Source organism: Spirosoma sp., from assembly GCF_026391055.1.
Classification (GTDB): domain Bacteria; phylum Bacteroidota; class Bacteroidia; order Cytophagales; family Spirosomataceae; genus Spirosoma.
The window spans coordinates 95,040-108,014 of the sequence record NZ_JAPLET010000026.1; the positions used below are offsets into that span (position 1 = coordinate 95,040).

Here is a 12,975-nt window from a genome sequence, read left to right on the forward strand (position 1 = left end):
AGAATTTCTGTGTAGTTCTGTGTCTCTCTGTGGCAAAAACCACAACAAAATGACTAAAAAAAAAGTATTGATCATCGACGATGATGCCAGGAATATTTTTGCGCTGAAGGCTACGCTGAAAGCAAAATCCTATGATTGCCTGTCGTGTTCGAGTGCACAGGAGGCTTTGGATTTATTGAAGACAGATGCCGTAGTTGATGTGATTCTCATCGATATGATGATGCCGGAAATGGATGGCTACGACGCCATTCCGCGCATTAAAAACCTGGAAAATAGAGAAAAAACGCCCATCTATGCCGTTACAGCACAGGCCATGGTTGGCGATAGGGAAAAATGCCTGCGGGCCGGTGCCACCGATTACATCGCCAAACCAATTGATGTGGATCGCCTGCTGCAGTTATTGTCGGGTAGTGAACGATTGTCATGATTGAGGAGGAAGAAATTGATTTGTTGCTGACCGATTTATTTGAGGTGTATGGATACGACTTCACCCATTACTCCAGAGCGTCGTTAAAACGGCGGATAAATCGGCTATGGTTGCTGGATAAGTTCCCCAGCTTCGCTGAGCTTCGATTCCGTGTCCGGTCGGATACAGACTACCTCAAACGCTTTGTGGAAGAAGTGACCGTGAACGTAACCGAGATGTTCCGCGATCCTCAATTCTACCGGGTACTTCGTACAGAAGTCCTGCCTACGCTGGCGGCCAAGCCCTTTATTCGCATCTGGCACGCGGGCTGCTCCACGGGTGAAGAGGTCTTTTCGATGGCAATCCTGCTCACCGAAGCCAATCTGATCCATAAATCGCTGCTGTATGCTACCGACCTGAATCCGGAGGTGCTGGAAACCGCCCGATCCGGTATATTCGCGATGGCACCCATGAAACAGTATTCGGAAAACTACATACTATCGGGCGGAAAAAATGACTTCTCCGCTTATTACACGGCTCAGTACGGACACGTTAAATTCAATAGCAGCCTGTCTGAAAAAATGGTGTTTTCGACGCACAATCTGGTATCTGATCAGTCGTTCAACGAATTCGACCTGATCCTCTGCCGGAATGTGCTGATTTACTTCGACAAGGTACTCCAGCAACGCGTATTGACACTTTTCGACGATAGTCTGGGGCCATTGGGGTACCTGGCTCTCGGGGCCAAGGAAACGCTGAAATTCTCAACATTACAGTCAACCTACCGGCAAGTATCCGGTGAAAAAATATGGCGGAAACAAAGCTAAAAAACCCGACAGAAGCTATCCTTATTGGTGGCTCTACCGGAAGCATAGAGGTACTGCTCCGTGTATTGCCCGCCCTGCCCACCCCCCTGTCATTTGCCCTGATTATTGTGCTGCATCGGAAGAACACAGCCGATTCGACCCTGGCTACCCTGTTATCGCTGAAAACAGAAAGCCCTTTTCGGGAAGTAGACGACAAAGATCCCATAAGGCCGGGTACAATTTACCTGGCCCCTGCCGACTATCATTTATTGATTGAACAAGACAAGAGTTTTTCGCTGGACGATTCCGAAAAAGTGAACTACAGCCGCCCGTCTATCGACGTCACCTTTGAGTCGGCGGCCGATGTATACGGCTCTTCCTTGATTGGAATTCTGCTGTCGGGAGCTAACGCCGACGGGACAAAGGGAATGCAGGCTATTCAAAAAACTGGCGGCTTGCTCGTTGCCCAACACCCCGACACTGCCCTGGTTGGTTTTATGCCCCAACAGGCCATTGCAAATACTACTACCGATTATGTGCTGGACATTGACGGTCTGATCGCGTTTCTAAAATCGGTGAATACCGCTCAGCAAACGGCTGCCTCAGCTTTCTGACCTAAAGTAAGCAGGTAGGCTGCAAACGCATCCTAAAGCCCAACGACTTTTACCTCACTTTGGGCTACCCAAACGTTCGCTTGGTAACCGCGCCACAACATAAACGAGCTGGATGTACTAATTGGCCATTAATACTGTGAACAGGAGAAAAAGCGATCGAGCAGAAAGCCCTGTGGATTTAGATTTATCCGCAGGGCTTTCTGCTGACAAGCAATATCGTAACTAGTAGCATGATGAAAATATTTAAGCATATATGCCTAACATCTACCTACTAAATCTATATATTTGTTTTCATATATTTATTATTGAATATATATAGTATAATGTTACATAGAATAGTAAATGATAAAATCATTATCTAGCCGTATATACTTTGGGGCAGCCATCACATTTCTGATGGTACCAATTATCATTCTTCTTTACTTCAGTGCCTTCCGCAGGCATGACGCTTTACTGGTAAAATCGACTGAATCTGAGAAGATTACCGAACTAGTTTTTAGACTCCAACTGGCCTTGGCTGACATGAATGGCCTGGTCAGGAATGCACCGACCTCTTCCTTCAAACCCCAGGCAAATCCGCTCGCTATAGCGACTATAGACCGGCTGCTGAGCGACCTTGACAACCTGCTCAAAGCCGATCCTCGCCAATTGAATCGGATGCACAGGATTGAAGGTGCAACAACCGCTTACCTGGCCGGTGACATAAATAAATTGGGCAACCTTCGATTAGAATTGACCCAACTCAGGCAGGAAATCCAGCAAGATTTGCTGTTGCGGCAGCAAAAAGAAATGGATACCGACTATATTGAAGAGTGTGCCATGTGGGTAGCTGTTCTAGTAGCGGTAATCAACATCACCATTTTAATACTAGTCATTTTTGACGAGTTCAGAAAGCGTCGGCGAGCTGAGCGTGAACTGAAAACGAATCTGGCTACTATGCAAGCCTTCAATCTGGAAAGTGAAGAACAGAACTGGCAGCTTTCCGGCATCTCGGCGGTGAGTCATGGTTTACAGGACCAAGGCACTCCGCAGGATATGGCCAAGCGGATCATTGCTACGCTTGCCGATTACCTGGACTTACCGGCGGCTGCCATATACCTCTTCAATTCGGACGAAAAATACCTTGAACGGGTTGCTGCTGTTGGATTACCGGGCAAGGTATCGGCCCGATTTTTACTGGGAGAAGGGCTGGTTGGGCAAGCTGCCCAGGGGCAGAAAATTGTCACGATCAATGAAGTACCTACCGAATACTGGAAGATTCAGTCGGCAAGCGGGCAGGCACAACCGGGCCAGTTGGTACTGGTGCCGTTATGGTATCGGAAAGATAAAGAGTTGATCGGCGTTCTGGAACTGGCGTCGTTCCGCATCCTGGAGTCGCCCGTCATGAAGCTGCTCAAACGCCTGATGGAACCACTGGCCGTAGCCATTAACTCCTCACAAACGCACGAACAGGTACGTGCTTTGCTGGAACGGGTTCAACAGCAGAATGAACTGGTTGCCGAACAGCAGGAAGAACTCCGTCAAACCAATGACTCTCTGCTGCGCCAGGCCGAAAATCTACAGGCTTCGGAAGAGGAGCTGCGGGTTCAGCAGGAAGAGTTGCGGCAGATCAATGCAGAACTTGTCGAGAGAAATGAGGCCGTAGAAATTGCCCGGCAGTCGCTGGCGCTCAAAGCCCGAGAGCTGGAAGTGACCAGCCAGTACAAATCGGCCTTTCTGGCCAACATGTCGCATGAATTACGGACACCGCTCAATAGCGTCCTGATTCTGGCCAAATTGCTGGCCGACAACAAACCCGACAACCTCACCGCCAAACAAATTGAGTACGCAACCATCATCCACAGATCAGGCAATGACTTATTGACCCTCATCAACGACATCCTGGATTTAGCCAAGATTGAAGCGGGGCATATCACCGTTTTACGGGAATCTGTGCCTGTTAAAAGTATCGTTTGGGACCTTACTCAGTTGTTTACTGTTGTTGCCGAAGAAAAAAAGGTGCAACTGATTACCAAACTCCATGAGTCCGTACCTGCAGAAATTCTGACCGACCGGCTCCGGATAGAACAAATTCTTAAAAATCTGCTGTCCAATGCATTTAAGTTTACCCCGCGCGACGGCCGGATCACCCTCTCCCTTTCTGTCGAAACGAGTTTTCCAAAAATTACCCGCCAGGAATTACGAAAGGAAAAGTCACTCCTGGCGATCGCCGTTTCCGATACGGGTATTGGTATTCCGGCCGATAAACAGCAACTGATTTTTGAAGCCTTTCAACAGGTAGATGGCTCAACAAGTCGCAAATATGGCGGCACTGGCCTCGGGCTTTCCATCAGCCGTGAATTGATAAAACGGCTGGGGGGCGAAATCACCCTTCACAGCGAAGAGGGTGAAGGAAGTACCTTCACCTTATGGCTGCCGCTGTCGTTTTCGACGGCCCCACAGCCAGGTACCACCCCACCCGAAACAGAAAAGCCGGATCGAATCAGTACGCCGGTCCCGCAGTTGATTCCGGTTCAGTCTATAATCGTTGCCGACGACCGTGAGACGATCCGGAAGGGCGACAAGCTGATGCTCATTATTGAAGATGATGCCCGCTTTGCCAGTGTTGTTCAGGACTTTGCCCGTACCAAAGGCTATAAAACACTGGTGGCCCTGCAGGGCGACGAGGGTTTGGCCTATGCTCGACGGTATGAACCAACGGCCATCATTCTGGACCTGCACCTACCGGCCCTGGATGGAATCAGTGTTCTGAAACTGCTCAAGGACGACAAAAAATTAAGCTCCATACCGGTGCATGTTATGTCGGCAAGCGATGAACAGCAGTTGGTTCTGCCCGGTGCACTTGCTTATTTACAGAAACCTCTCACAAAACAGGATCTGGAAGATGCCTTCACCCGAATTGGTGACTGCATCAGCGAACAGGTCAAAAACATACTAGTCCTATCGGGCCATTATTTACCTAATAACTCACTGACCAAACTGATTGACGAACGGCACTTCGATATCAACTGCGACTACGCCGTACTCAATGACGAAGCCCTGGAGAAAGTCCATGCCAAAGCATACGACTGCATCATTGCAGACATTGGTAAAGATCTGGAACTGGGTACTCAGAAATTACGGGCGTTACAGGCTGCTATGGCAGATGACCAGACACCAGTAATTATTTATCTGGATAAGGAATTATCCTCGTCCGACGAGTTACAACTGAAAAAACTTTCAGATACGGTTGTTCACGACTCCGCCCAGGCGAAAGAACGGCTCATGGATCAACTCGAATTATTCCTCTATAACGTCCAGCAGAAATCCCATATAGAGTCAAAAATGCCCGCCAAAGCTCCCCTGCCAACCAGCACCAATTGGCAGGGCAAGACTGTCCTGCTGGTTGATGACGATATGCGGAATGTATTTTCAATCAGTACGTTGCTGGAAGAAAACAAGTTGACGGTCATCACCGCCAGTGATGGGCAGGAGGCCATCGATACCCTGATTAGTCAATCGCAGATCGACCTGGTACTGATGGATATTATGATGCCCGTCATGGATGGTTACGAGGCTACCCGAAAAATCAGAGCCGAGAACCAGTTTGCGAAACTGCCAATTATAGCCCTGACGGCTAAAGCTATGCCCGGCGACCGGGAAAAATGCCTTGAAGCGGGCGCATCGGATTACATCACCAAGCCACTGGATGTAAATCAGTTGCTGTCTGTCATGCATACCTGGATGCCTTCCTAATCATGAATCCGGATTACGATTTAAGTACGTCTGAGCTGGAAGAAATCCTTACCCTTATCAAGCTGATACATGGGTACGACTTCACGAATTATGCACAAACGTCGCTGAAACGTCGAATCATTCGGTGCATGGGGCTAGCCCATATCCGAACCGCTTCGGAACTTCGCTTTCAGCTGGCAAACGATACCGCCTTTTTTGACTGGTTCCTACAGTCCATCATGGTCAATGTAACTGAAATGTTTCGGGACCCTGCTTTCTATAGGACCCTAGGCGAGAAAGTTCTGCCCCTGCTGGCTTCCTACCCGATCATCAAAATATGGCACGCGGGCTGCTCCACAGGCGAGGAAGTATACTCAATGGCAATTCTTCTCAAAGAAGCGAATCTGCTGGAACGATGTCGGCTTTACGCTACGGATATCAACCCAGCGAATCTGGAAAAAGCCCGGCTAGGCCTGATCCCGGTCCAGCACCTCAATGACTATACCGCTGGCTACCAGCAGGCGGGTGGACAGCGTGACTTTAAGGACTACTACAGCTTACAGGGCAACTACATCCAGATGCACAAGACGCTGCGGGATTCTATTCTGTTCGCGCAGCACAACCTCGTTACCGACCGAGTTTTCAACGAATTCCAACTGGTGTGCTGTCGTAACGTGTTGATCTACTTCAACAAGGACCTGCAAAATCACGTCATCCGGCTTTTTCATGATAGCCTTGCCCCGCTTGGTTTTCTGGCCATTGGTACGAAAGAATCGCTCTTGTTCACGGACTTGCGAGATCAATTTACAGCCATCGCTCCCGACACAAAAATATTCCGTCGTACCCGATAACACCTGCACGTTCAGCCACGGACCCCGGCTTTGCAGACAACATCAACTTAATCGAATCATCCATCCGCTACGTACTCTTTTAACCAGTTATGACATCCGGCCTTATTAACAATTCAAGTTCGTTTACCATACTTCTTGTGGACGACCGGGACGAAAACCTGCTCGTTCTGGAAGAACTTCTGGACAATGGAAACCGGCAGTTTATTAAAGCAACCTCGGGTAATGAAGCCCTGAAACATGCCCTGAAGAACGACCAGATCGGGCTTATCATGCTGGATGTTCAGATGCCGGAAATGGACGGCTTTGAAGTAGCTAAATTTCTGAAAGCCAGTCCCAGAACCCGCGACATATCGATCATATTCGTCACGGCCATCAATAAGGAGGAACAATATGTACTGAAAGGCTTCGAAGAAGGGGCTGTCGATTATTTATCCAAACCGCTGGATAGCAATGTTACAAAGGCCAAAGTCAATGTTTTTGAACAGTTATGGCGCTCACAACAGGCCTTAAAAAAGTCGGCCAGCGATCTTGCGACCATTAATAAGCAGTTGGAAAAGTTTGTTTATATGGTGGCGCATGATCTTAAATCCCCCCTAACTGGATTGCTAACCCTGCTACATCTGGTCGAAAGCACGAATGAAAGTCGTCCTATGCAACAGGACGAACTGGCCAGTTACTTAGGTTACCTGAAGGAAGCTGGCTATCATCAGTCAACAATGATCAGCAGCATACTCGAATACTCGCGGCAAAGTATTGATCAACAGGCATTGGAGCAGGTCGATGTGGCTCAGCTGCTGTCACAAACGACTAAACTGTTGTTTCCACCTAAACACGTACAGATTCATATTGCCGAGCCAATGCCAGTACTGTACACAAAAAAAATAAAGCTGCAACAGGTGTTTCAGAACCTGCTCAGCAATGCCATAAAGTACAACGACAAAGCCCAGGGCCAGATAGAAATAGGCTATATTGACAAGGAAAACTTTATTGAATTTTATGTCCGAGATAATGGCCCCGGTATGACGATAGAGCAACAGGCAAAACTTTTCGCCCTTTTCCGGCCAGTTGGTCATTCACAGCATGAGAGTAGTACGGGCGTGGGGCTAAACACCCTCAAAATGCTTGTTGAAGAGCAGGGCGGTTCTTTGCGGGTAAACACCTCACCGGGCGAAGGTTGCACCGTACTCTTCGGCTGGAGGAAGTAATTAACTAACCTAGTTGGCTGCTTTCTTCAGCCAATATTACGTTCTCACTGGTTGTACCTGTTTGCCCTTTTCATAGTGGTCAAGCGTTATCGGATGTGAGTTTTTGAAGCAATTAATAAATGAAACATATATTGGAATTATATTAACTTTTTGTTTACCATTACAAAAATTAGTTAATTTTATAGTATCTTTATTTGAAAAAATAATCGCTGCTCGACTACAACCAGTTATATATGAAAAACAGATATAAAATCTTGCATGTAGATGATGATCTGTACATGAGGAAAATTGTCCAGTTGACACTAAATAATGAATTTAAGCTCGACTCATGCACGAATGGTATAGAAGCAATGAATTGGCTTGAAAGCGGTAATATTCCCGATATAATCATCACAGATTTACTAATGCCTCAACTAAGCGGGCAGGAATTGATTCAACTGCTCCGAAAGAACGCCACTTATAAAAATATTCCTATTATTGTTTTGTCAAGCCTGGAAGATGGTGTAACAAAAACCAGTTGTATTCAACAGGGAGCCGATGACTTTATCTCAAAACCGTTTAATCCTCGGGAGATACACGTAAAAGTTAAATCTATACTGCACCAGGCTATTGAACGTCAGGAGTCTCCAGCAAATTATGATCCCACTTATTTGAGTTGAGTTCAACAGCACTGATCTGAACACCCGTTCGATGTATAGTCGATATTGTTCGGAAGTAAGTTAATCTTCCTTTAGCCAACGGGACTGATTTACTACAACTATAGGCGTTTATTCTCCCATCACTACCCGGCGAATCCGGAGCAACGTATTTTATAAACTGTTCGGACCTGTAGGGCAGCAATCTGTTTTCGGGGCTTTGGTATGACCTGATAATGCTACAATTTTTATTCCTCTTATGTTTAGGTTTGCTTGCGTATACGTATGTAGGCTACGGGATTCTGCTTCTATTGGCAGTCAAGATCCGGAATTTGTTTAAACAGCCTCCTGCTATTGCAGACTTTTCCGACTACACCCCTCCTGTGACGCTGGTCATTCGTGCTTATAACGAGATAGCCAATCTGCCAGCCAAACTACAGAACTGTTATTCGCTGGACTACCCTACCGATAAAATCCGGTTTCTGTTCATCACCCAGGGATCGATCGATGGGTCGACAGAGTGGATGGAATCGCTGCGCGATGACGGTGCGCGGCAGCTTGATGTGCAGGGAGGGTCGAAGCCCATAAGCAAACCCGCAGCTATGAATTGCGCGATGCAGACTGTTACATCACCAATTGTCATTTTCAGCGACGTCAATACGCAACTAAACAAGCTAGCGATCCGCAACCTGGTCCGGCACTTTCAGGATGAACGGGTGGGAGTTGTAGCAGGCGAAAAATACATTGATACTGATCCCGATGATCCAGCTTCAGAACCGGAAAACCGTTTGTACCGGGCCTGTGAATCGTACCTGCACCAACAAAATACCCGGTTCCCTATGGTCGTTGGTACCGTCAGCGACTTACTTGCGATTAGGACTAAGCTTTACAAAACTATTGAAACGGATACGCTGCTAACCAGTTTTGCGCTATCCATGCGCCTTGTTGAAAAAGGGCACCGAATAGCCTATGAGCCTTGCTCCTACACTCAACAGCGGCCTTTATATTTGATTGAAGAAGAGCTGAAGCAGGCTGTCGACAAGTCCACTGCCCGCTTCCAGTCTGCAATACGTTTCCTGCATTTACTAAACATAACCCGTTATGGCTGGCTTTCCTTTCACTACACTTCGCAGTGGGTGCTGCGGTGGATGGTAGCTCCTTTTTGCCTGCCTTTGATTTTGCTCATCAATCTGGCATTGCTTTTCTCTGCGCAGTCCAAACCAACTCAGGCACCTGTTTGGATTCTGTTTTTCGCAGTTCAGTGTATATTCTACGGTCTTTCGTATATAGGCTATCGGTCAAAAGATAAGTATAGACGGATCAACGTGGCTGGCTTACCGTTCTACTTCACCTTTATGAGCGTTTGCGCTATTCAGGGCTTCATTTGTTACTGGAGAAACAACCCGTCCGGCACCTGGAACAAAGCCCGGCATATCGACGACGTTGAACTACAAGCGAGTTAGTTAATGGGTAATGGGTAAGTTAACGAACAACTACTTATGAATAAATACTGAGCAATAACTTACTTAAAAGCTGGAATACCCGTAATCTCAGCGCCTAGTATAAGCAGTTGAATATCGTGTGTGCCCTCGTAAGTGCTTACTGATTCAAGGTTCATCAGGTGCCGCATAATTGGGTACTCTCCCGAAATACCCATTGCCCCTAGAATCTGGCGGGCTTCTCGCGCCACCCGCAGCGCCATCTCTACGTTACTTCGTTTCGCCATAGAAATTTGAGCGACGGTTGCCCTGTCTTCATTTTTGAGTACACCCAGTCGCCAGCAGAGTAACTGTCCCTGAGTGATGTCGGTCAGCATTTCGGCCAGCTTTTTCTGAACCAGCTGAAAACTGGCGATGGGCTTGCCAAACTGAATGCGTTCGAGTGCATACCGCCGGGCCACTTCGTAGCATTCCATAGCAGCTCCCAATGCCCCCCAGCTAATGCCATAACGAGCCTGCTCCAGGCACTTGAGTGCACTTTTCAGCCCAAAGGAATCGGGTAGTATATTCTCCTTCGGAACTTGCACATCCTGAAAAATCAGCTCGCCCGTGGTGCTGGCCCTCAACGACCATTTGTTTTTTATTTCGGCAGTTGAAAAGCCTTCCATACCTCGTTCCACGATCAAAGCGCGCACTTTCCCCTGGTCATTTCGGGCCCAGACGATGGCAATGTCCGCAATGTTGGCGTTGGTGATCCAGAGTTTCGATCCATTAAGCAAATAATAATCGCTACGCTCGATAAAGTTACTTTCCATACCGCCAGGGTCGGAGCCATGATTGGCTTCGGTAAGACCAAAACAACCGATCAACTCACCCGTAGCCAGTCGGGGCAGGTATTTCTGCCGCTGCGCTTCCGAACCAAAGGCCCAGATCGGGTACATGACCAGCGAATTCTGGACCGATACGCACGAACGCATCCCAGAATCGCCCCGTTCTATTTCCTGTGTCATCAGACCATACGAAATCTGATCCAGGCCCCCTCCACCATATTCGGTTGGGATGGTAGCACCAAAAACACCAATCTGCCCAAACTTAGGCACGATATGCTTCGGAAATTCGGCCCGCTGGGCGTACTCCTCGGCAATGGGGGTAATCTCGCGCTTGACAAAATTGCGCACAGCAGACCGTACCAGTTTGTGTTCGGCCGTTAGCAGGTCATCCAGGCAATAGAAATCAGGCGACTCAAACGAGTCGACTTTATTCCGGGGCGAAGTTAAGGAAGGGGATTGCATAGGGAGTTAACTCGAAAAGACAGGGCTTGTTACTAAACTATGCAATTTTTACAGACAATGTATAATTGGTTATCTAAATAGCTGAAGTACTATATCAGGAGGAATAAATCCGGCTTTTTTATGAAGCCCTTCTTTTAAAAAAAGCAGAAACTCAACCAAAGGAAGTCGCTAATGCTTGTGAGTGCCGGGCACAAAAGGTGAAGTACATGGTTAAGAAGACAAGCCCGCGTTCTTTAGACTATATGGTCAATTTAATAGTAGATAGCCAGAAAGCCCGTACCTACGATGCCATTGTGATTGGCTCCGGCATGAGTGGCGGCTGGGCAGCAAAGGAACTTACCGAACACGGTCTGCATACGCTTTTACTGGAGCGGGGCAGGGACGTTAAACACGTTACCGGCTATCCTACTGCCATGCTGAACCCCTGGGACATGGAGCACCGGGGGCAGGTTCCGCTCATCAGTCGGCAGGAGTACTCCATTGCCAGTCGTAATTATGCGTTTCGGGAAGACACCCGTCATTTTTTCGCTAAAGACAGCGACCAGCCCTACATTCAGGAAAAGCCTTTCGACTGGATTCACGGGTATCAGGTGGGTGGTCGTTCGTTGCTTTGGGGACGGCAAACCCAACGCTGGAGCGATTTCGATTTTACGGGTCCAGTCCGCGACGGTTTTGCGGTAGACTGGCCCATTCGCTATGCTGATTTGGCCCCGTGGTACAGCCATGTCGAAAAATTTGCGGGCATTTCAGGAAATAAAGACGGGCTGGCGACCCTACCGGATGGCGAATTTCTGGCTCCACACGAGATGTCATGCGTGGAAACCCATTTCAAAAAACAAGTGGCGGCTCACTATCCGGACCGCCACGTGATCATCGGCCGGGCAGCTCACCTGACAACGCCCCAGGACATTCATTTCCGGCAGGGGCGCGCTCAATGCCAGCACCGCACGTTATGCGAACGAGGCTGCCCTTATGGTGGCTATTACAGCAGCAATGCCTCCACCATTCCTTGGGCGCTTCGAACGGGAAAGCTAAGCTTACAGCCAAACTCGGTGGTACATTCCATTATTTTCGATAATAATAAACCAGCGGGAGGTAAGGCAACGGGCGTACGGGTCATCGACACCAACACCCTGCAAATGACGGAGTACTACGCCCGTATTATTTTCGTGAATGCATCGGCACTCCATACGAATCTTATTTTACTAAACTCAACCTCAAACCGGTTTCCCAATGGGCTGGGTAATGATAATGGCCTACTGGGTACGCACATGGCGTTTCACAGTTACCGGGGTCGTATGTCGGGCACATACGAAGGATTAAACACATTCACGACCGACGGACGCCGACCCAACAGCAGTTATATTCCACGATTCAGGAACGTTTACAAACAGGAAACGGATTTTCTGCGTGGATATGCCGCTACCTTTTATGCGTCGAGAGAACCGATCCAAAACCAGGATGGCCTCGGTGCATCACTGAAACAGCGTTTGCTCGATCCAACGCCGGGCGACTGGCAGGTGGGTTCTGCCATGATGGCCGAAACTATCCCGAAAGCCGAAAGTACCGTACGGCTGGACCCTACACGGAAAGACAACTTCGGAATTCCGCAACTCCGGGTATCGGTAGGCTACGATGCCAATGACGAAAAAATTCTGAAGGACTACTTCGAGCAGCTGACCGAGATGTTCACTCTGGCCGGATTTAGAAACATCCGCACTCAGGATACCGGCCGACTACCCGGCAGCGAAAACCACGAGATGGGGGGCGTTCGTATGGGACGTGACCCCAAAACATCACTACTAAACCGCTGGAACCAGCTTCACCATTGCAAAAACGTTTTCGTTACTGACGGCGCCTGTATGACCTCCACCAGCACTCAAAACCCGTCTCTCACCTATATGGCCCTCAGCGCAAGGGCCGCTAATTACGCCGTGAAGCAAATGAAAGCAGGGGCTTTGTAGCTGGTTATTGGTTAGTAGTGATTGGTTATTATCCGACGGTCGGCCTTCT

The 12,975-nt window shown here is 48.3% G+C and carries 10 protein-coding genes; 9 read left to right on the forward strand and 1 reads right to left on the reverse strand.

The genetic code is table 11. From position 1 onward, the window contains the following. Window positions 1–49 precede the first annotated feature (49 nt). The 8 genes from NT073_RS23610 to NT073_RS23645 all read left to right on the forward strand — a co-directional run bounded on the left by NT073_RS23610 (window position 50) and on the right by NT073_RS23645 (window position 9,694). A complete protein-coding gene (locus NT073_RS23610) occupies window positions 50–427 on the forward strand; it encodes a response regulator (protein ID WP_297378585.1) in 378 nt (125 codons plus the stop codon). Then, entirely contained in the window at window positions 424–1,233 is an 810-nt protein-coding gene (locus tag NT073_RS23615) for a protein-glutamate O-methyltransferase CheR (protein WP_297378587.1), read from the forward strand. Before NT073_RS23610 ends, NT073_RS23615 begins: the two co-directional genes overlap by 4 nt. After that, the gene (locus tag NT073_RS23620; protein WP_297378591.1) at window positions 1,215–1,826 is read left to right on the forward strand and encodes a chemotaxis protein CheB; all 612 of its coding nucleotides are present in this window, start codon (window positions 1,215–1,217) and stop codon (window positions 1,824–1,826) included. The genes NT073_RS23615 and NT073_RS23620 overlap by 19 nt, the downstream gene beginning before the upstream one ends. 396 nt (window positions 1,827–2,222) lie before the next feature. Beyond that, a complete protein-coding gene (locus NT073_RS23625; protein WP_297378594.1) occupies window positions 2,223–5,561 on the forward strand; it encodes a response regulator in 3,339 nt (1,112 codons plus the stop codon). Between the two features lie 2 nt (window positions 5,562–5,563). Continuing rightward, on the forward strand, window positions 5,564–6,391 hold the full coding sequence (locus tag NT073_RS23630) for a protein-glutamate O-methyltransferase CheR (protein WP_297378597.1): 828 nt from the start codon (window positions 5,564–5,566) through the stop codon (window positions 6,389–6,391). An 89-nt stretch (window positions 6,392–6,480) separates the two neighbouring features. After that, window positions 6,481–7,596: a hybrid sensor histidine kinase/response regulator gene (locus tag NT073_RS23635; RefSeq protein WP_297378599.1), complete on the forward strand. Its 1,116-nt coding sequence runs from the start codon at window positions 6,481–6,483 to the stop codon at window positions 7,594–7,596. Between the two features lie 233 nt (window positions 7,597–7,829). Continuing rightward, window positions 7,830–8,255, forward strand: a complete 426-nt coding sequence (locus tag NT073_RS23640; protein WP_297378602.1) for a response regulator transcription factor — start codon at window positions 7,830–7,832, stop codon at window positions 8,253–8,255. 212 nt (window positions 8,256–8,467) lie between these two features. Next, complete coding sequence (locus NT073_RS23645) at window positions 8,468–9,694, forward strand: glycosyltransferase (protein ID WP_297378604.1); 1,227 nt, start codon at window positions 8,468–8,470, stop codon at window positions 9,692–9,694. A 59-nt stretch (window positions 9,695–9,753) separates the two neighbouring features. Here the strand turns inward: NT073_RS23645 and NT073_RS23650 are convergent, their stop codons facing one another. Then, window positions 9,754–10,962: an acyl-CoA dehydrogenase family protein gene (locus NT073_RS23650; RefSeq protein ID WP_012925628.1), complete on the reverse strand. Its 1,209-nt coding sequence runs from the start codon at window positions 10,960–10,962 to the stop codon at window positions 9,754–9,756. A 242-nt stretch (window positions 10,963–11,204) separates the two neighbouring features. On the opposite strand from NT073_RS23650, the gene NT073_RS23655 reads away from it, so the two are divergent. Continuing rightward, window positions 11,205–12,926, forward strand: coding sequence for a GMC family oxidoreductase (locus NT073_RS23655; RefSeq protein WP_297378608.1), 1,722 nt, complete (start codon window positions 11,205–11,207; stop codon window positions 12,924–12,926). The last annotated feature ends 49 nt before the right edge of the window (window positions 12,927–12,975 follow it).